General features: G+C 70.8%; 14 protein-coding genes. 9 read left to right on the top strand and 5 right to left on the bottom strand.

What is annotated here, in order from left to right; genetic code table 11:
• Window positions 1–35 precede the first annotated feature (35 nt).
• Complete coding sequence (locus ABT342_RS16625; protein WP_351573391.1) at window positions 36–515, top strand: hypothetical protein; 480 nt, start codon at window positions 36–38, stop codon at window positions 513–515.
• Between the two features lie 244 nt (window positions 516–759).
• Here ABT342_RS16625 and ABT342_RS16620 read toward each other — a convergent pair whose 3' ends face one another.
• Window positions 760–1,662 (bottom strand): DUF4231 domain-containing protein, encoded by a 903-nt coding sequence (locus ABT342_RS16620; RefSeq protein WP_351573557.1) that lies wholly within the window; start codon window positions 1,660–1,662, stop codon window positions 760–762.
• A 231-nt stretch (window positions 1,663–1,893) separates the two neighbouring features.
• Here ABT342_RS16620 and ABT342_RS16615 point away from each other — a divergent pair, with 231 nt between their 5' ends.
• From ABT342_RS16615 to fxsT, 5 genes are all read left to right on the top strand, one after another.
• Window positions 1,894–2,058 (top strand): FxSxx-COOH-like cyclophane-containing RiPP peptide, encoded by a 165-nt coding sequence (locus ABT342_RS16615; protein ID WP_351573388.1) that lies wholly within the window; start codon window positions 1,894–1,896, stop codon window positions 2,056–2,058.
• A gap of 63 nt (window positions 2,059–2,121) precedes the next feature.
• Entirely contained in the window at window positions 2,122–4,371 is a 2,250-nt protein-coding gene (gene fxsBH, locus ABT342_RS16610) for a radical SAM/SPASM protein FxsBH, inactivated beta-hydroxylase extension form (protein WP_351573385.1), read from the top strand.
• Window positions 4,361–5,161, top strand: coding sequence for an AAC(3) family N-acetyltransferase (locus ABT342_RS16605; protein ID WP_351573382.1), 801 nt, complete (start codon window positions 4,361–4,363; stop codon window positions 5,159–5,161). The genes fxsBH and ABT342_RS16605 overlap by 11 nt, the downstream gene beginning before the upstream one ends.
• A 95-nt stretch (window positions 5,162–5,256) precedes the next feature.
• Window positions 5,257–6,609 (top strand): FxsC protein, encoded by a 1,353-nt coding sequence (fsxC, locus tag ABT342_RS16600; protein ID WP_351573379.1) that lies wholly within the window; start codon window positions 5,257–5,259, stop codon window positions 6,607–6,609.
• Window positions 6,593–10,522, top strand: coding sequence for an FxSxx-COOH system tetratricopeptide repeat protein (fxsT, locus tag ABT342_RS16595; protein ID WP_351573376.1), 3,930 nt, complete (start codon window positions 6,593–6,595; stop codon window positions 10,520–10,522). The genes fsxC and fxsT overlap by 17 nt, the downstream gene beginning before the upstream one ends.
• 200 nt (window positions 10,523–10,722) lie before the next feature.
• Here fxsT and ABT342_RS16590 read toward each other — a convergent pair whose 3' ends face one another.
• Window positions 10,723–11,598, bottom strand: a complete 876-nt coding sequence (locus ABT342_RS16590) for an alpha/beta fold hydrolase (protein ID WP_502965555.1) — start codon at window positions 11,596–11,598, stop codon at window positions 10,723–10,725.
• Between the two features lie 375 nt (window positions 11,599–11,973).
• Between ABT342_RS16590 and ABT342_RS16585 the strand changes: the two genes are divergently transcribed.
• A complete protein-coding gene (locus tag ABT342_RS16585; RefSeq protein WP_351573555.1) occupies window positions 11,974–13,059 on the top strand; it encodes a S1 family peptidase in 1,086 nt (361 codons plus the stop codon).
• 67 nt (window positions 13,060–13,126) lie between these two features.
• Here ABT342_RS16585 and ABT342_RS16580 read toward each other — a convergent pair whose 3' ends face one another.
• A complete protein-coding gene (locus ABT342_RS16580) occupies window positions 13,127–14,242 on the bottom strand; it encodes an AI-2E family transporter (protein WP_351573370.1) in 1,116 nt (371 codons plus the stop codon).
• A 131-nt stretch (window positions 14,243–14,373) separates the two neighbouring features.
• Window positions 14,374–14,934, bottom strand: a complete 561-nt coding sequence (locus ABT342_RS16575; RefSeq protein ID WP_351573552.1) for a TetR family transcriptional regulator C-terminal domain-containing protein — start codon at window positions 14,932–14,934, stop codon at window positions 14,374–14,376.
• Between the two features lie 143 nt (window positions 14,935–15,077).
• Between ABT342_RS16575 and ABT342_RS16570 the strand changes: the two genes are divergently transcribed.
• Window positions 15,078–16,505 (top strand): purine-cytosine permease family protein, encoded by a 1,428-nt coding sequence (locus ABT342_RS16570; RefSeq protein ID WP_351573367.1) that lies wholly within the window; start codon window positions 15,078–15,080, stop codon window positions 16,503–16,505.
• A gap of 137 nt (window positions 16,506–16,642) precedes the next feature.
• Window positions 16,643–18,295 (top strand): amidohydrolase, encoded by a 1,653-nt coding sequence (locus tag ABT342_RS16565; RefSeq protein ID WP_351573364.1) that lies wholly within the window; start codon window positions 16,643–16,645, stop codon window positions 18,293–18,295.
• Between the two features lie 42 nt (window positions 18,296–18,337).
• Here the strand turns inward: ABT342_RS16565 and ABT342_RS16560 are convergent, their stop codons facing one another.
• Window positions 18,338–19,231, bottom strand: a complete 894-nt coding sequence (locus ABT342_RS16560; protein ID WP_351573361.1) for a DUF1963 domain-containing protein — start codon at window positions 19,229–19,231, stop codon at window positions 18,338–18,340.
• Window positions 19,232–19,303 lie beyond the last annotated feature (72 nt).

Raw genomic sequence — 19,303 nt, 5'->3', positions numbered from 1 at the left:
GACGAGCGGTCGGCCACGGAATGAACGGGGGGCGGATGAAGCGCATCGGAGTGACCGGCCACAGAGACATCCCTCCCGAGGCCCTCGCCCACGTGCAGGCCGTCATGAAGGCGGCGCTGTGCGGCCATGAAGGGGCCATGGAGGCGCTCTCCAGCCTCGCCGAGGGCGCGGACCAGCTCTTCGCCGGCATCGCGCTGGACTGCGGCGCCGAGCTGACCGTGGTGATCCCGAGCGGGGACTACGAGGAGGGGTTCGCCGACCCCGAGGCGCTGGCCTGCTACCGGCGGCTCAAGGGCCGGGCCAGCCAGGAGGTCCGGATGGGGTATCCGCACTCCACGGACGAGGCCTACTACGCGGCCGGCGCGTACATCGCGGACCACTGCGACCGGCTGATCGCCGTCTGGGACGGCCGTCCCGCCCGCGGGCTCGGCGGCACCGGCGACATCGTCCGGTACGCGCGCGAGCGGGGCACACCCGTCACGGTGATCTGGCGCCACGGCGTCGAACGGTCCTAGGCCGTGTCTGACAAATACCGCCTGGCGCGCGACGCCCGGCACGCGCTCCCCCGTAGCCCTTCGGGCACGGGAGGTGCCCCCACGCTGCGTTGTCGGAGTCATCCAAGTACGTCCAGTACGAGGATGATCCTCCGCCTTGCGATTGCACGCACCGGACGCCGCGCGCCACGCCCTGCGGGCGGACGGCGGTATTTGTCAGACACGGCCTAGGTTCACGACCGTCCGCGGCACATGCGATTTCCCGTCAACTCCTGTGCCGCACCAGCCAGTCCGTGTGCTGCGGCGAGACGATCCGCTCGGTCTCGTACACGGCGGAGGGCCACTGCTGCTCGGTCACCGACGTCTCCATCGCGATGTGCATCGCCGCCAGGTCCTCCTCCACCAGCGAGTGGGCGGCGATCAGCGGCTGATGCCGGCGGATCTCGCTCCACGCCAGACACGCGGCGGCGGCGGCCGACAGCAGCCCCGCCGGCTCGGCCGAATCGGTGACCGAGAAGGTGCGCAGCACCCCGAAGAGCACGGCGAGCAGGGTGAACAGGCCGATCGTCACCGTCCACAGGGTGGTGGCGCGCCGGGAGACCTCGGTGCGGCGGTGATACCAGTTGCGCTGCTCGATCAGCCGGTCCCTGACGTACGTCTCCTTGCGTACGTTGAAGCCCTTCTCCCGCAGCAGTCGCATGGGTGTGGTGATGAGCTCCGCGGCGGCCGCCTTGTCGCCGTTCTCGCGCGGATCGATCCAGCCCACCTTCCGCAGCTCCCGCAGTCCGTCCTCCAGGCGCGCGGTGAACAGCCGGTCGGCGTCGGGGGAGTTGGAGTCGAAGGGGGCGCCGTGGACGGCGTACCGCCAGCACAAGGAGCGGATGAACTCGGCTGCGGAGCGGTTCAGTTGCCAATGCGACTTTGCTCGATGGCGCGAGCCGCGGAAACCCACCACCAGGACCCCGGCGTACGCCAACGTGCCGAGGGCGCCCACGAGTTGGAACGAATCCCCGATCGTGCCCCGCCAGGGCAGCGCGGCCAGCGCCGCACCCAGCACCAGGAGCAGCAACTGCAGCCGGGTGCCGTTGACCGCCTCGCGCTGGCGGGTGATGGCCGTCTCGTCGGTCCGGTGAAAGAGAATCGGCAGATCAGCGTTTCGGAAGACCATGCTTTGCAGATGGCCATCTTTACCGGCCATGTGCACCCCCCTCTGCGGATTTGGCTTCACTCGATCGATGGAATGGCTTGTTCCGTACGGAGTGGGGAATACTCGCGCAACGCTTGTGTTTCAGCGCTACGTGCCGAGTTGCTGTGGGTGGCCATGAGAGTAAAGTCGTGCCGCCGACACTGCAACGGTGCGGTTCCCCTCGTACGCACAACATCACCTAGGACGGCCGCCGTGAGCTTCCAGACCTCTGTCACCTTCGCCACCGCGAAGAAGAATCGTGTCCTCGTCACCGAGATCGACGTGCGCGGTGCGGATGCCGCCAAGAAGCTGGGTCGCGTGCGCCCCGCCGCCGTCGACCGGACCGTTCGCGCGTCGACTTTCAACTCGGCGCTCTGACAACCGCTCAATTAGGTGAGCAGTACGGCCTCAAGGCGTCCGTTCTGACCCTAGACTGGTGGAATGACAGGACCCGTGGTCCCATTCCGCGAGATCGTACTGAAGGTCCACAGCAGATGTGATCTTGCTTGCGACCACTGCTATATCTATGAACACGCAGATCAGAGCTGGCGTACCCGCCCGAAGGCAATCTCTGACGAGGCGATTTTCTGGACAGCTCTGCGACTGGCCGAGCATGCGAAGAAACATGCCCTGCCCTCCGTGTCAGTGATCCTGCACGGAGGGGAGCCTCTACTGGCGGGCCCCGACCGACTGCGCCGGATCTGCGAGGAGCTGACGAAAGCACTCGACGGCGTATCCGCCCTCGATCTGCGGATCCACACCAACGGCCTCCAGCTGAGCCCCCGCCATCTCGACCTCTTCGACGAGTTCGACGTCAAGGTGGGCATCTCCCTCGACGGTGACAAGGCGGCCAACGACCGCCACCGCCGGTTCGCGGACGGCCGCAGCAGCCACCCCCTGGTCCTCAGGGCCGTCGAGCTGCTGAAGCAGGACCGCTACCGCCACCTCGATCTCGGTCTGCTGTGCACGATCGACGTGGCGAACGACCCGGTCGCCGTTCTTGACGCGCTCATGGAGCTCGACCCCCCGAGGATCGACTTCCTGCTGCCGCACGCCACCTGGGACGAGCCGCCCGCGCGGCCCGACGGCTCACCCACCGCCTACGCGGACTGGATCCTCACCGTCTTCGACCGCTGGGACCGCCAGGGCCGCCGGGTGCCGGTCCGGCTCTTCGAGTCCGTCCTGTCCACCCTCTCCGGCGGCCCGAGCCTCACCGAGTCGCTCGGCCTCGCCCCCACCGACCTCGTCGTCGTCGAGACCGACGGCACGCTGGAGCAGGTCGACTCGCTCAAGAGCGCCTACGAGGGCGCCGCCGCCACCGGCTTCGACGTGTACGACCACTCCTTCGACGAGGTCGCGGCCCACCCCGGAGTCCGCGCCCGCCAGCTCGGCCTGGCCGGCGTCAGCGAGACCTGCCGCCGGTGCCCTGTCGTACGTTCGTGCGGCGGCGGGCTCTACACCCACCGGTACCGGTCCGGCTCGGAGTTCGACAACACGTCGGTGTACTGCACCGACCTCGAAGCACTCGTGCGCGGCATCGAGCGGCGCACCGCCGCCGCGTCGGTGTCCCCGGCGGTGACGGACGACGCCGCGCTCGCGGACGAACAGCACGAGCTGACCCGGCTGCTGCTCGCCGAGCTCAACGGGGAGCTGGCCGGGCGGGGCGGCGAGGAGTGGGCCCGCGCCTGGGAGCTGGCCGCCGCCGTCGAGCGGCGCTGCGACGGGCTGGATGACGTCCTCGCCCATCCGTACACACGCGGCTGGCTCCTCGGCGCGCTGGACGCCTTGCACGAGGAGCGGCCCGGCGCCACCACGGCCCCGGCCGCCCGGCTGTCCGCGTCCGTCGCCGCCGCCGTCGTCCGCGCGGGCATCGACCGGCCCGTGCCCGTGCCGTACGAGGACGGCGTCCTGCTGCTGCCGACGGTCGGCGAACTACGGCTGACCGGCGCGGCGGAGCGCGGCACGGCCTCGGTGCGGCCCGTCGAGAAGGGCTTCCTGGTGCGGGCCGGTGACCAGGAGCTGCGGATCGGCCGCCCCGGCGATCCGGGCGACGGCTGGCGGCCGGTACGCAGGCTGGGTGGCGACACGGCAGGGGCCGTCCGGCAAGGTCTGGCGCGTGACGGGGCGCCCGATCTGGCGATCGACGACCTCGACCCGTACCGGGACTGCTTCGCGTCGCCCGCCCTCCCACCGCTCGCGCTCGCGGCTGCCGCCGACTGGGCCGGGCGCCTGGCCGGCGCCTGGGGCGTGCTGCGCGAGCGGGCCCCGGAGCAGGCGGCGGCAGCCGCCCTGTCGCTGACCACCCTGACCCCGCTGGCCGGTCCCGGGCCCTCGGTGGGCCGGCACGGCCTCGGGGCGCTCGGGCTGCCCCTGCACGGCGACGCGGGCGAGCTGGCGCTCGCGCTGCTGCGCGGCCACCGGCGGGCGCGCTTCCAGGGGCTGCTGGAGGTCACCGACCTCTATGCCGAGGACGGCTGCTGGAGCCACCCCGCTCCCTGGCAGGAGGCGCCCGTTGCGGCGTCACAGCTGCTGGCGGGGGCGTACGAACGGGCAGGGCTCGGCGCCTTCGAGCCGCACAGCGCGGAGCAGGTCCGCCGGGCGCTCGAGACCCTGGAGGGCGCGGCGGAGCTGACCGTCGGTGGCAAGCGGCTGCTGGCGCTCCTGGGGGAAGAGGCAGACGGTGGCCGATGAACGGTACGGACGGGCCTTCGGGCAGGACCTCGCAGGGCAGCTGGCGAGGCTGGGGTTGTCGCGCGGCGACACGGTGCTCGTCCACGCCCGGCTCAGCGGCACCGGACTGGACGCCGAGCCGCTGCGTGACGCGCTGCTGACGGCGCTGGGCGCGGACGGCACGCTGGTGGTGCCCGCCTTCACCCCGGAGAACTCGGACACCTCGCACGCGTATCTGCGCCGGGTGGACGGCATGACACCCACACAGGCGGCCGCCTTCCGGGCCACTATGCCCGCCTTCGATCCCGCCACCACATCCTGCGCGGGCATAGGCCGGTTGGCCGAGTGTGTGCGGACCACCGAGGGCGCGGTGCGCAGCGCGCATCCGCAGACCTCCTTCGCCGCGCTGGGACGCCGGGCCGCGGAGCTGCTCGCCGAGCATCCGCTGGAATCCCATCTCGGCGAGGACTCGCCACTCGGGGCGCTGTACCGGGCGGGGGCGCGGGTATTGATGATCAATGTGGGATTCGGCGTCTGTACCGCCTTTCACCTCGCGGAATACCGGACCGGTGCACCCCTGCGGAAGTATCGCTGTGTGGTGCGTGGTGCGGATGGTCCCGAGTGGACGGAATACAAGGACGTGGAGCTGGACGACAGCGATTTCGATGCGGTCGGTAACACGTTCCGCTGGGATCCGGGGCAGAAGGGACAACTGGGAGGAACAACCGCAAGGTTGTTTGCGATCAGGGACGCCGTGGACCACGCCGTGGAGTGGATGACTGAAAAGAGGCGTTGTTTGACTGAACGATGAGGGGATGGAGTGCGGTCTGCTCCGGAATGATTAATTCGCTCGCACATCATCAGTTGTGAGTGTGAGTGTTCACGCAGGACCAGGACGGGGGTCGTGTGCAAGCGTCATCGCAACAGCGGGCGGCGGACCAGCGGCCGTACTTCTTCTTGAGCTACGCGCACACGCCGAGGTACGGAGCAGGTGGCCCCGACCCCGATATGTGGGTCGAGCGGCTCTTCCGCGATTTGTGTGGCCATGTGATGGCCCTGACCGATCTTCCGGCCGGCGCTCCGGCCGGATTCATGGACCGGGAGATACGTTCGGGCGAGGGCTGGTCGGAGCGGCTCGGCGAAGTGCTCGCCACCTGCCGCGTCTTCGTACCGCTGTTCTCGCCCCGGTATTTCGCCAGCGAGATGTGCGGCAAGGAGTGGTACGCGTTCGCCCAGCGGGCCATCTACCACCAGGCCAAGAACAACCGGCCCGCCGATGCCATCGTGCCCGCCCTGTGGGTGCCGGTGCCGCCCGAGCGGCTCCCCGGACCCGCCGAACGGCTGCAGTTCAACCACCAGGACTTCGGCGACCGTTACGTCACCGACGGCCTCTACGGGCTCATCAAGCTCACGGTCTTCAAGGAGGAGTACGAGCGCGCGGTCTACGAACTCGCCCGGCGCATCGTCAACGTGGCCGACACCGCAGGCGTCGGCCCCAGCAGGCCCCTCGACTACCGGCAGGCCCCGAGCGCCTTCGGCTCGCACGCCGCGACCGGATCGCCCGGCGGCGGCCCCCGCCCCATCCAGGTCACGGTCGCCGCGCCGACCCGGCACGACATACCCGAGGGACGCGATCCCGCGTACTACGGCGATACGTCGCAGGACTGGAATCCGTACCACCCCGATTCCGCCAGGCCGCTCGGCTACGTCGCCCAGGACCTCGTGCGGTCCCTCAACTACCAGGCCACCGTCGCGTCCTTCGACCACGACTCGACACCCCTCGACGCCAAACAGCCCCCGACCAGACCGGAGTTGCTGATCATCGACCGCTGGGCGCTCGAGGACGAGGAGAGACGGGAGAGGCTTGCGGCGTTCGACGCCGAGCACCGGCCCTGGGTGAGCGTCATCGTCCCCTGGAACCGCGACGACCGGCAGAGCCGCGCCGCCGACAGCGAGCTCACCGCCAAACTGGAGGCGACCCTGCCCACCAAGCTCAGTCAGGGCCGCGCCGCCTGCCGCGCCGCCGCCCGGGGCGTCCCGAGCATGGAGGCGTTCGGCCAGATCCTGCCGCAGGTGGTCGAGGCGGCCGCCCAGCAGTACCTGAGACACGCCCAGGTCTATCCACCCGCCGGCGGCAGCCACACCGAACGCCCCCGGCTGCGGGGCCCGATGGCCCCCGAGTACTCCACCACGTACTTCATCCACGACAAGCTCGATCAGGCACCCGATGCGGAGGACACGGATGACAGCCAGTCGTGACGGACGCATCGTCACCTTCTACTCGTACAAGGGAGGCACCGGCCGGACGATGGCCATGGCCAACACGGCCTGGATCCTCGCGGCGAACGGCAAGCGGGTCCTCGCCGTGGACTGGGACCTGGAGGCCCCCGGCCTGCACCGGTTCTTCCACCCCTTTCTCGACCCGTCCACGCTCGGCGCCACCACCGGTGTCATCGACCTGATCACCGAGTACGCCTGGGCCGCCACCAGCCCCGTGCAGCGGCCCGACGACTGGCACCGCGACTACGCCCGCATCCAGCCGCACGCCGTCTCCCTCACCCCGGAGACCCTCGGCTGGGAGTTCCCCGAGGGCGGCACCCTCGACTTCGTCTCGGCGGGCAAGCAGAACCGCGAGTACTCGGCGACCGTCTCCACGTTCGACTGGGACAACTTCTACGACCGCCTCGGCGGCGGGCACTTCTTCGACGCCCTGCGCGACGACATGAAGGCCAACTACGACTACGTCCTCATCGACAGCCGCACCGGCCTCAGCGACATCGCCGACATCTGCACCGTCCACCTGCCCGACGTCCTCGTCGACTGCTTCACGCTCAGCGACCAGTCCATCGACGGCGCATCCGCCGTCGCCCGCCAGATCGACGAGCGCTACAGCGGCCGCGGCATCCGGATCTTCCCCGTGCCGATGCGGATCGACGAGGGCGAGAAGGAGAAGGCCGACGCCGGACGGGCGCTCGCCCGGCTGAAGTTCGACCGCTTCCCGACGGGGCTCGCCGGCGACGAACTCACCTCCTACTGGGGCGCGGTGGAGATCCCGTACCGGCCCTACTACGCCTACGAGGAGACCCTGGCCACCTTCGGCGACGAGACCGGACTCACCAACTCCCTTCTCTCCGCCTTCGAACGGCTCACCGCCGTCATCACCGACCAGGAGATCACCGCCATGCCCGCGGTCGGGGAGGAGGTCAGGCTGCGGATCAGGGACGCCTTCACCCGCCGCCGTCCAGCTCTGCCCGCCGATCTCTTCCTCAGCTACGTCGCCGAGAACCGGATGTGGGCCGACTGGATCGAGTCCGTCCTCACCCGCGCCGGCTTCCGGGTCGTTCCGCGCGACGTCTCCGCCGAACCGTCGCAGGACGGCACGGCAGCGCACGCCGCCGAGACCGCCGCCCGCACCGTCGTCCTGCTCTCCAGCGCGTATCTGAAGTCCTCGCGGGCCGTCGAGGTGTGGGAGCGGGCGGCGAACGAGGACCCCGGCGGCGGCCGGCGCCATTTACTGGCCCTGCGCGTCGGCGACGTACGCCTCACCACGCCCTACATCGACCGCAACCCCGTCGACCTCTTCCGCCTCGACGAGGTGCACGCGACCGGCGCGCTGCTGCGGGCGCTCGACCGCCCCGTGCAGCTCACCGACGGCGTCTCGCCCGGTCCGCGCTTCCCCGGCACCGTCCCCAAGATCTGGAACGCGCCGCCCCGCAACCCCGGCTTCACCGGCCGCTCCGTCGTCCTGGAGCGGATGCGCGACCAGCTCGGCGGCGGCATGGCCGTGGTCCTGCCGCAGCCGCAGACCATCTACGGACTCGGCGGCGTCGGCAAGACACAGGTGGCACTGGAGTACGTCCACCGCTTCATGGCCGACTACGACCTGGTCTGGTGGATCTCCTCCGAACAGCTGGACGACGTCATCGCCGGGCTCGCCGAACTCGCCATCCGGATCGGCGCCCAGGGCGGCGAGGACATGGCGGCCGCCTCCCAGGAGGCCATAGACCTGCTGCGGCGCGGCGTGCCCACCTCGCGCTGGCTGCTGGTCTTCGACAACGCCGACGACCCCGAGCAGCTGAAGAGGTTCTTCCCGACCGGCGGCCACATCCTGGTGACCTCCCGGAATCAGACCTGGTCCCAGTACGGCGACGCGCTGCCCGTCGACGTCTTCCTGCGCGAGGAGTCCATCGAGCACCTCCAGCGCCGCGCCCCGGGCCTGACCCTGGACGACGCCGACCAGGTCGCGAGCGCCGTCGGTGACCTGCCGCTCGCCGTCGAACAGGCGGCGGCGTGGATCGCCGAGACCGCCACGCCCGTCGCCGCGTATCTGGAACAGCTCAGCCACCAGGCGTCGAGCGTCCTCGCGCTCAACCAGCCCGCCGGCTACCCCGAACCGGTCGCCGCGACCTGGAACGTGTCGATCGAGCGGCTCAAGGAGCGCTCACCCGCGGCGGTGCGGCTGCTCCAGCTGTGCGCCTTCTTCGCCCCCGAGCCGATCTCCTCGAACCTCCTCTACAGCAAGGAGATGATCGAGGCCCTCAAGCCCTACGACGCCTCCCTCCAGGAGAAGCTGGTCCTCGGCCGGGTCATCCGCGAGATCGGCCGGTTCGCCCTCGCCAAGGTGGACCAGGTGTCCAACTCCATCCAGGTGCACCGGCTGGTGCAGGCGGTCATCCGGTCCCAGCTCAGCGAGGAGGAGCAGAAGGACGCCCGGCACGCCGTCCACCGGATCCTGGCCGGCGCCCGGCCCGACGACGACGAGCCGATCGACAACCCCGGGAACTGGCCCCGGTTCAACACCATCTGGCCGCACCTCGGCCCGTCCGACGCCCGGCACTGCCGGGAGCCGGAGACCCGCAGGCTGCTCATCGACCGGGTGCGCTACCTGTGGAAGCGAGGTGACTGGCAGACGGCGGGCGAGCTCGCCCAGGACCTGCGCGACGCCTGGCGCGACATGCTCGGCAACAACGACGTGCAGTACCTGTACCTGCGCTTCCACCTCTCCAACATCTATCGATCGCAGGGGCGTTACGTGGAGGCGCGGGAACTGGGCGAGGTCACTCTGGAGCGGCAGCGGACCGTGCTCGGCGCCTCCCATCCGCACACCTACATGACCACGTCCGGGCTCGCGATGGACCTCGGCGCGCTCGGCCAGTACGGCAAGGCGATGGAACTGGCCACCGAGGCCCACGACGGCTTCAGCCAGATCTTCCACGAGTCCCACCCGCGTACGCTGGCCGCGGCCAACAACCTGGCGCTGAACCTGCGCATGGTCGGCCAGTACGCGCGGGCCCGGGAGAAGGACCAGGACGTTTTCGACCGGCGCACCGAGGTGCTCGGCCCGGAGCACCCGTACACCCTCTCGTCGGCCACCTCGCTCGCCCGCGACCTGCGGGAGGTCGGCCGGTACGAGGACTCCGTGTCGCTGCTCTCGCGGACCTACGACACCTACAAGGAGACCCTCGGCCGGGCCTTCCCCGGCACCTTGTCCGCGGGCAAGAGCCTCGCCGTCTCCCTGCGCAGGGCGGGCAGGCTGGAGGACGCGCGCCGGCTGACCACCGCCACCCGCAACCGCTACCGGGCCAAGTACACCTACGCCCACCCGGACTCGCTGGCCTGCGACCTGAACCTGGCGGCGGACCTGTTCGCGGCCGGGGAGCCGGTCGCGGCCAGGGACCTGGCGCAGGAGGTCGTCGACCAGTACCGGGAGGTGCCGGGTGAGAAGCACCCGTACACCCTCGCCGCGATGAACAACCTCGGCATCTACCACTGGGGCTGCGGTGCCCCCGAGCTCGCGGAACAGCTGCTCCAGCCCACCATCCGAAGGATGACGGACATCCTCGGCAGCTCCCACCCGCACACCCTGTTCTGCACGATCAACCTGGCCAACGCCCGTGCGGATCTGGGGGAGCTGGAGGCGGCACTGGACATCGAGCGCCGCGCGGTCCTGAAGCTCCGCGAGGTCCTGGGCGCACACCACCCGGAGACGCTCGCCATCGCCTCCAACATGGCCGTCACGCTGGGGGCGCTCGGGCGGAAGGACGAGGCGGCGATACTCAGGGCGGACACCGTGGACGAGCTGGGGCGGCTGCTCGGGGAGGAGCACGCGATGACGCGGATCGCCCGGGACGAGCGCAGGATCCACCGGGATCTGGAGCCGCTGGCGGTTTGATCTGCGGCTCGGTTCTCCCCCTGGCCTCGGCCGGGGGGACCCCCACCGGGGCGCTTGGGGGTCCCCCAGGACGAAGTCCTAGGGGGAGGATGTCGACGGTCGATCGTGCTCGGTCCCTCGTTCCTCGGGACCTCCGCGCTCCCCCAGCTACCGCTGGGAGGTGCCCCCACTCCCTTTCGACGCCCGCGCGCCCCTTCGGCTCACTCGCCGGGCCCCCCGGGGTGGTCGTCGAGCAGCCAGGTCAGGATGCGGGGCAGCACGTGGAACGCGTCGAAGTGGGCCGCTGCCGGTTCGAGGACCGTCGTCGCGCCCGGAATGCGCTCCGCGAGCCAGCGCGAGTGGCCGACCGGTGAGAAGACGTCCTTCTCGCCGTGCCACAGCAGCACCGGCGTGGTGATACCGGCGGGATCGAACCCCCAGGGACTGCTGAACGCGAGGGCGTCGTCGATCCAGCCGTACGCGGACGTGCGCAGCGCCTCCTGGTAGTTGCGCAGCAGCATGTTCCGTAAGCCGAGGTCGGCGACGACCATCCGGTCGGAGTCGGTCAGCTCCCGGCGCAGATCGTCGAGGAGCTTGACCGGATCGCGCCGGATCTCGGCCGATCGCATGATGAACCGGGCGGTGAGCCCGGCCGGGTCGACCGATGCCCTCGTGTACTCCACGACGTTGTGCGTGGTCATGCCCTCGAACCAGTCGAGGCCGTCCGCGTCCCAGGGCGCGAGCGTGACCAGCGCGGCCGCGCGGGTGACCCGGTCGGGCATCAGGGCGGCGCAGGCCAGGGCGTGCGGTGCCCCGCCGGAGCGGCCCACCACGGCGAACCGGTCGAGCCCCAGGGCGTCGGCGATCGCCCGTACGTCCTCGGCGACATCGGCCACGCTGCGGCCCTCCTGCCGGTCCGAGTCGCCGTAGCCGGGGCGGTCGTGCGCGATCAGCTGCATCCCGCGCTGGTAGAGCACCATGCCGCGCGGGGCCGGGCCCAGCCTGCTGCCCGGGGTGCCGTGCAGCAGGAAGACGGGCCTGCCGCGCGGATCCCCGAGGCGCTCCACCATCACATGCCGCCCGTCCGCCACGCGCATCCGACGTCGCACCCCCCGGCCTCCTTCGTGCTCCTCATATGTTTCGTGCACGTATCGCAATACTGACGTGGCATTCCCCGCCCCTTAGATGATTACCCATCAAGGGCCTTCAAGCGCAGAGCTCCGGTGCGGCGAATTCCGGACAGGACTAGTCCTCACACCCTGCGGATGGCCGGACAGCACGTGGTGTTCGCAATCGGAACCGACCAGTGAGGAGCAGGGGTTGTGAATGAACAGGGGGCGCATTCGTCCGGTCGTGTGCGCGTCCTGAAGTCGACCTTGTGTGCTACCGGCGGGCATCGGAATAGTGGGCGCCCCATCCTCCGTGTACGAGCACCCCACTTGCCCGTGCGCGGCCCCCACAGGAGGTTGATGTTGAAGCACCGACGCATATCCAAAAAGCGAGCGGCGATGGCTACCGGAGCCGTCGTCGCACTCATTGGCGCGGGAGTCACCTTCCAGACTGCGAACGCCAGTGAGGAAAGCGCGAAGGTCACGGTCAAGGTCCTGGACGCCACGGCGGCCGGAAACCTTGCCTCCACCCTGAGCCAGGACCTGGGCGGCGACACGGCGGGCGCGTACTACGACGCCAAGGCCAAGGCCCTCGTGGTCAATGTGGTCGACGAGGACGCGGCCCGGACCGTCCGTGAGGCGGGCGGCAAGGCCAGAATCGTGCAGAACACCCTGGCCGAGCTGACGTCCGCCCGGCAGACCCTGACCGACCGGGCCACCATCCCCGGCACCTCCTGGGCCACCGACCCGGTGACCAACAAGCTGATCGTCACGGCCGACCGCACGGTCAAGGGCGCACAGCTGGCGAAGCTCCAGGGCGTGGTCGAGGGGCTCGGCGAGAAGGCGGAACTGCGGAAGAGCGCCGGGGAGTTCAAGCCGTTCATCGCCGGTGGTGACGCCATCCACAGCGGCGGCGGCCGGTGCTCGCTCGGCTTCAACGTCGTCAAGGGCGGCGAACCGCACTTCATCACGGCCGGCCACTGCGGTGACGCGGGCAGCAAGTGGGCCGAGTCGGGGGGCGGCCCCGAGATCGGCACGATGGTCGACTCGCAGTTCCCCGAGAACGACTTCGCCCTCGTCAAGTACGACGGCGACACCGAGCACCCGAGCGCCGTGAACCTCTACGACGGCGGCTCCCAGGACATCACCAAGGCGGGCGAGGCCACCGTCGGGATGCAGGTGACCCGCAGCGGCTCCACCACGCAGGTGCACGACGGCGAGGTCACCGGCCTCGACGCCACCGTGAACTACGGCAACGGCCAGATCGTGAACGGCCTCATCCAGACGAACGTCTGCGCCGAGCCCGGCGACAGCGGCGGCTCGCTCTTCTCGGGCGACACCGCGATCGGCCTCACCTCGGGCGGCAGCGGCGACTGCTCCTCGGGCGGCGAGACGTTCTTCCAGCCGGTCACCGAGGCGCTGGAGGTCTTCGGCGCGGAGATCGGCTGACACCCGGCGCGCGCGGGGGTACGGGGCGACCGGCGGTCACTGCGTACCCCCGCTTCCGCCGTGCCCGTCACGCCGGCGTGCGGCGCACCGCCTGGCGCGCCGACCAGAGCGCCGATACGAGCGGTACGGCGACGACCGCGCCGATCACCCCGGCGGCGATGGCCCCGCCGATCACCGAGAGCGCCACGATCACCGGGTGCAGCTGGACGGCCCAGCTCATCACGAGCGGGTGCAGCACATGGCCCTCGATCTGGCCGATGATCACGATCAGGGCCACGACGACGGCCGCGATGACCGGCCCCTTGGCCGCCAGGGCCACCACGGCCGCCACCGCGAGGGCGATGGGTGAGCCGATCAGCGGGACGAACGCGGCGAAGAACTCGAGCAGCGCCAGGGGCATCGCGAGCGGGACGCCGAGGGCGTAGAGCGCCACGCCGACCAGGATCGCGTTGGTCGCCGCCACCAGCACGATGCCGTGGGTGTATCCGGTGAACGTCCGCCAGGCCGCGCGGCCGGCGACCGCCACCCTGCCCCGTACCGCCACCGGAAGCTGCGCGCAGAACCAGCCCCACTGCCGGTCGCCCGAATGCAGGAAGAAGACCGAGCAGAACAGCGCGAGCGCGCACACGGTCACCACCTCCACCAGCCGCCCGGCGCCGCTGAGCGCCGTGCTGATGAGGGTGGAGCGGTGGCTGGAGAGGAACCGCCCGATCCGGGCCTGGATGTCGGTGAGGGCCTCGGGGTTCAGCCGGAACGGCGGCTGCTCCAGCCAGCGTTCGATCCTTTCGATCCCGGCGCCGAACTCCCGCTGCAGCCCGGCCCGCTCGCCGGCGACCGTTTCGCCGATCAGCGCCAGGATCCCGAACACGATCACGATGCTGCCGAGCAGCGTCAGGGTGACGGCGAGCGCCCGGGGGAGCCGGCGGGCCAGCAGATCGGCGACCGGTCGCAGCAGCGCGGTGCCGACCAGGCCGAGGAAGACGGCCACGGCGATCTCGTGGAACCGCCCGAGCACGACGAACAGGGCGTAGACGAGGGCCCCGACGACGAGCAGCCGCCAGGCGTACGCGGCGGCCGTACGCAGGGCGGGCGCCACCGGACGCAGCCCGGTGTCCGGCTCGCGGGAGCGGGGTGCCGCTCGCGCGCGGAGCCGGTGCCGTCGCTGTACGGGGCGCCTGGGCATCGCCGGACTCGTACCACGGGGCCGGGCGTGTCCCACGCGCGGGGACGGAGACTCCCTCCGATGGCCTCAGGCGCGGGGACGGATCCCCCCGATGGCCTCAGGCGCCGGAACGGAGACTCCCTCTGATGGCCTCAGGAGCGGGTGATCAGCAGCTCGGCCGCCGAGTGCGCCGAGGCCAGGGCCTCGGTGCGGGCCGCGCCGCGCTGGGCCAGGACCACCCGTGTGCTCAGACCGTCGAGGAGGGCGAGCAGCTGGGCGGCGCGGTCGGCGATCCCGGGCTCCGGGACGGTGAAGCGCGACTGGGCGACGCCCTTGCCGATCAGCGTCTCCAGGTCCTGCTGCCAGCCCAGGTCGATCTCCTCCTGGGCCTGCCGCAGCGGTTCGTTGGACGCCGTACGCGCCCACAGCTCGATCCACAGCATCCACCGAGGATCGCGCGCCCCGCGCGGCAGGTACATCTCGATGAAGAGGGCGAGCTTGCGCTCCGCCGTCGTACGGCTGGCCAGCAGCGTCCGCCGTTCCTCCGCGAGCGCCGCCTCGCTCCAGCGCAGCGCCTCCAGCAGCAGCCGGTCCTTGCTGCCGAAGTAGTACAGGATGTGGCCGCCGCTGGTGCCGAGCCGCTCCGCGAGGGCGGACATGGTGAGCGAGGCCAGTCCGTTCTCGGCGATGGCCGTCATGGCCTCTTCGAGCATCCGCTCCTGGGCGATCTGTCCGTCCCGCCGCCGCCGTGCCGCCACGTCTGGTTCCCCTCCAGGTCTTGACGTATCCGGGATGAGCGTACATCTTGAATGTCGTTCTAACTTCTTGAATGACATTCAAGGTAAGGAGGTGCCGGATGGTGTCTCAGCAGACCGACGTGCAGACCGACGTGCGGCCCGAGCAGCAAGCCCCTGGGGGAATCCGTACCGGAGTCGCCGGCGACGAGGTCTTCCATGTGGAGACCCACGGCATCGACCCCATTCCCGACGAGGAGCGCCACGGCAGCGCCAAGGACCTCTTCTGGCTCTGGTTCGGCTCGAACCTGACCTTCACGTACGTCATCAACGGCGCACTCGCCGTCGCCTTCGGCCTCACGTTCTGGCAGGCCACCGCGGTCGTCGTCATCGGCGGACTGTCCTTCTTCGCGATCAGCGCGGCCGGGCTGAGCGGTATCCGCACCGGCACCGCGACCCTCGTCATCTCCCGCGCGGCCTTCGGCGTCCTCGGCAACGTCCCCGCCGGGGTGCTCAACTGGATCGTCGGCATCGGCTACACCATCGTGAACACGGTGGTCGGCACCCTCGCCCTGGAGACCTTCTTCGCCGACTTCGGCTGGTCCGGCGACGCCCCCCGCGCGATCGCGCTGCTGGTCACCCTCGCCCTGACCTTCGCGGTCGCCATGTGGGGCCACGCCACAGTCCAGCTCGCCGAGCGCTGGCTCGCGTACGGCCTGGCCGCGGGCTTCGGCGTGCTGCTGGTGTTCCTGCTGCCCGGCGCCGACCTGTCGGCCGCCCCGGAGGCCGCGCCCGGCGCCTCCGGCTGGAGCCTGGCCTTCGTCGTCATGCTGGCCGCGCCGTTCTCGTACCTCCCGATGCCTGCCGACTACACCCGCTATCTGCCCCGGGACACCTCGCTGCGCTCCATCACCTGGAGCGGCGCGCTCGGCGGATTCATCTCCTCCGTCGCCCTCGGCATCGCGGGCGTCGCCGCCGCCACCCAGACCGACATGACGGACGCGGTCGCGGGCACCGAGGCGCTGCTGCCCGGCTGGTTCCAGCCGCTCTTCCTGCTCCTCGTCCTCCTCGGCTCGGTCACCAACTCGATCATCACGCTCTACTCGTCGAGCCTGAACCTCCAGGTCCTCGGCATCCCGTGGAGCCGCGCCAAGGCCATCGTCATCAGCGTCGCCGTCACCGCGCTCGGCTCGCTCGGCGCGCTCTTCCTGGTCGACTTCACCGAGTCGCTGCTCGGCTTCCTCTCCCTCCTGATCATCGTCTTCGCGCCGTGGGGCGGGGTCTTCCTCGCCGACATGCTGCTGCGCCGCTGTCAGTACGACGCCGACGCGCTGCACGCAGGCCGGGACGGGGCGTACTGGTACCGCACCGGCTTCCACACGCCGGGCCTCACCGCGCTGGCCGCGGGCATCGTCTTCGCCGCGCTGACCTGCGACTCCGAGCTGTGGACCGGCCCGCTGGTCGCCCCGCTCGGCGGCGCCGACCTCACCCTGCTCGGCGCGGTCGTCTCCGCCCTCGTCTACTGGCCGCTGGCCCGCCGCACCGTCTGACGAAGCCGCCACAGGGCCCTTCGAACGCCGAAGGGCCCTTGGGGGCCTGATCCACCGGACACCCCCTGGGGCCTGTCCTTCGGATCAGGCCCCAGGGCGAAGCCCTCCGAAGAAACCCGCTGAAGGAGCTCCACCTCGTGTCCCGCACCACCCCCGCCGCCGACCTGGTCCTGCGCGGCGCCCGCATCCACACCGTCGACCCCGCCCTGCCCGAGGCCGAGGCGCTCGCCGTGCGCGACGGACGCATCGTCTGGCTCGGCGCCGACGCCGACGCCGACCGGTGGACCGGCCCGGACACCGAGGTCGTCGACGCGGCCGGACGGCTCGTCCTGCCCGGCTTCATCGACGCCCACAACCACGTCCGGCTCGGCTCCGACGACGCCTGCGTCCAGCTCGCGGGCGTCCGCACCCTCGACGGGATCCACGACCGCATCCGCGCCTGGCACGCCGAGAACCCGGACGCCGAATGGATCGAGGCCGAGGCCTTCGACTACTCGGCGATCCCCGACGGCCGGATGCCGTGCGCGGCCGACCTCGACCCGGCGACCGGCGACACCCCCGCCTTCGTCCTCTCGTACGACGTGCACACCGCCTGGCTGAACACCGCCGCCCTGCGCCGTCTCGGCATCACCCGGGAGCGGACGAGCCTGCCGTTCGGCGAGGCCGCGACCGACCCGGCCACCGGTGAGCCCACCGGATTCATCAAGGACTTCGCCGTCAAGGGCCTCTCGCGCGACGGCCACCGCGCGCTGCGCGAGCTGGGCGTGCCCTGGGCGTCCCCCGACCGGCAGTACGGGCGGCTCGCCAAGAGCCTCGACGACGCGATCCGCTACGGCATCACCACCGTCGTCGAGCCGCAGAACTCCCTCGACGACCTGGAGCTCTTCGAGCGGGCCCGGTCCGAGGGACGGCTGCGCTCCCGGATCGTCGCCGCGCTCTTCCACCCGCGCGGCACGAGCGACGCCGATCTGGACGACTTCGCGGCCGCCGCCGGGCGCTTCGACGGCGACCGGCTGCGCGTCGGGCCGCTCAAGCTCTACATCGACGACGTCGTCGAGCCGCGCACGGCCGCGCTCCTCCAGCCGTACGCCGGCTGCGGCCACCACCGGGGCGAGACGTTCTACCCGCCGGAGGAGTTCGAGGGGCTGCTCGCCAAGCTCGACGCCCGCGGCTTCCAGTGCTTCGTGCACGCGACCGGCGACCGGGGCATCCGTACCGTCCTCGACGCCGTCGAGCACGCCCGCGCGGTCAACGGCCCGAGTGACGCCCGCCACCAGGTGGTCCACGTCGAATGCCTCGACCCGGCCGATGTGCCGCGCTTCGCCGAGCTGGGCGTGGTCGCCTGTATGCAGCCGAGGCACTGCGCCCCGGAGATCGCCGGACCGGGCAAGGACTGGGCCGAGAACGTGGGCCCCGAGCGCTGGCACAAGGCCTGGCCGATGCGCAGCCTGCACGAGGCCGGGGCCGTCCTCGCCTTCTCCAGCGACTGGAACGTCGCCGAGATGGACCCCATGATCGGCATCTACACCGCCATCACCCGGCGCCCGCTCGGCGGCGGTGAGCCCTGGCAGCCGGGCGAGACGGTGGACGTGGAGACGGCGGTGCACGGCTACACGATGGGCTCCGCGTACGCCAACTTCCTGGAGGAGGAGCGCGGCTCGCTGACCGTGGGCAAGGCGGCGGACTTCGTCGTCCTCGACCGGGACATCCTGCGGGTGGCGCCCGAGGAGATCCCCGGGACGGTGGCGCAGGTGGTGGTCGTGGCCGGGGAGGTCGTCCACACGGCCTGAGCCTTTCAGCACCCTTTTTCGATTCGCCTGCCGCGCCGGCTGCTACGAGCAGTCGGCGCGGTATGCGTATGGCATGCCGGGGCACCGCCGGCACACGAACAGATAGACCCCTCCCATGTCGCCGAGCATCAGCCCCGGCGCCCGCTGGATCTCCTGGCGTTCCTCGTACGGGAGGTCGAGGACCACGCCCGAGCGCGGCTCGTCCTCCGCCGGCAGCCACGTACGCCACGATGCTCCGTCGAACTCGGCGCTCTTCACCGTGAGCAGATGCTCCATGCGCTCGCCGCACCCCGCGCAGTCGGGCCACGCGGGGTCCTGCGTCCAGCCCGGATAGCCGCCGATCTTGATTCCGGGGGCCTGTGAGAGATGGGACCAGTACGACCAGCCCGTGTCCTCCTCGAACTGGTCGAACCGCTCCTCCAGCTCCTCGTGGAGCTCCTCGGGCAGATCCCAGCTGGGGTACTCCACGACCCGTTCGGGATGCAGTACGCAGGGGTCCGGAAGGTAGTCGTCATCGGCGTCCTCCGGCCAGGGCGGCCTCGCGACCTCGCCCGCGCTCCGCACCGTGCTGCGCCAGTGGAGCTCCGGCCGGGGCACGTAGTACTGCGCGTGGTCGAAGGGGCACCACAGGACCTGCATGACGTCCATGCCCTCCGGGAAGGGCAGCTCGGGCACATCGGACGCGTACAGCTGGACCACCGGCACCAGCGGGTGCGGGCCCGGCCCGGTGGGAGAGAGGGCGGTGGCCGGATGCTCGTCGTCGCAGTGCGGCCAGGGCTCCGACGCGGGCCACAGCAGGGGGCCGCCCACCGAGCTGTCCAGGATGCCGGGGCGACCGGCGCGCGGATGCAGTCGTACCGCGTTCTTCCGGTAGGCGGCGACCTCGGGGAAGTGCGCTTCCACGTCGACGGGGCGCGGCGGGGTGGTTCGGATCATGGGCGGCAGATTAGCCATCAGCGCGTGTCGTACGCATGTTCGAAATTTGGTCTATGGTGGAGGCGGGGGAGG

The sequence above is a fragment of the Streptomyces sp. NPDC000410 genome (genome assembly GCF_040300305.1).
Taxonomy (GTDB): Bacteria; Actinomycetota; Actinomycetes; order Streptomycetales; family Streptomycetaceae; genus Streptomyces.
This window is presented reverse-complemented; position numbering and strand designations above follow the sequence as displayed.

Bases quoted from the DNA above. Each gene is read 5' to 3' on its own strand.
- ABT342_RS16575 (WP_351573552.1), bottom strand. From the start codon at position 14,934: ATGCTCGAAGAGGCCATGACGGCCATCGCCGAGAACGGACTGGCCTCG.
- ABT342_RS16580 (WP_351573370.1), bottom strand. From the start codon at position 14,242: ATGCCCAGGCGCCCCGTACAGCGACGGCACCGGCTCCGCGCGCGAGCG.
- ABT342_RS16560 (WP_351573361.1), bottom strand. From the start codon at position 19,231: ATGATCCGAACCACCCCGCCGCGCCCCGTCGACGTGGAAGCGCACTTC.
- ABT342_RS16625 (WP_351573391.1), top strand. From the start codon at position 36: ATGAAGCGCATCGGAGTGACCGGCCACAGAGACATCCCTCCCGAGGCC.
- ABT342_RS16620 (WP_351573557.1), bottom strand. From the start codon at position 1,662: ATGGTCTTCCGAAACGCTGATCTGCCGATTCTCTTTCACCGGACCGAC.
- ABT342_RS16590 (WP_502965555.1), bottom strand. From the start codon at position 11,598: ATGCGCGTGGCGGACGGGCGGCATGTGATGGTGGAGCGCCTCGGGGAT.
- ABT342_RS16570 (WP_351573367.1), top strand. From the start codon at position 15,078: ATGGTGTCTCAGCAGACCGACGTGCAGACCGACGTGCGGCCCGAGCAG.
- fxsT (WP_351573376.1), top strand. From the start codon at position 6,593: ATGACAGCCAGTCGTGACGGACGCATCGTCACCTTCTACTCGTACAAG.
- fxsBH (WP_351573385.1), top strand. From the start codon at position 2,122: ATGACAGGACCCGTGGTCCCATTCCGCGAGATCGTACTGAAGGTCCAC.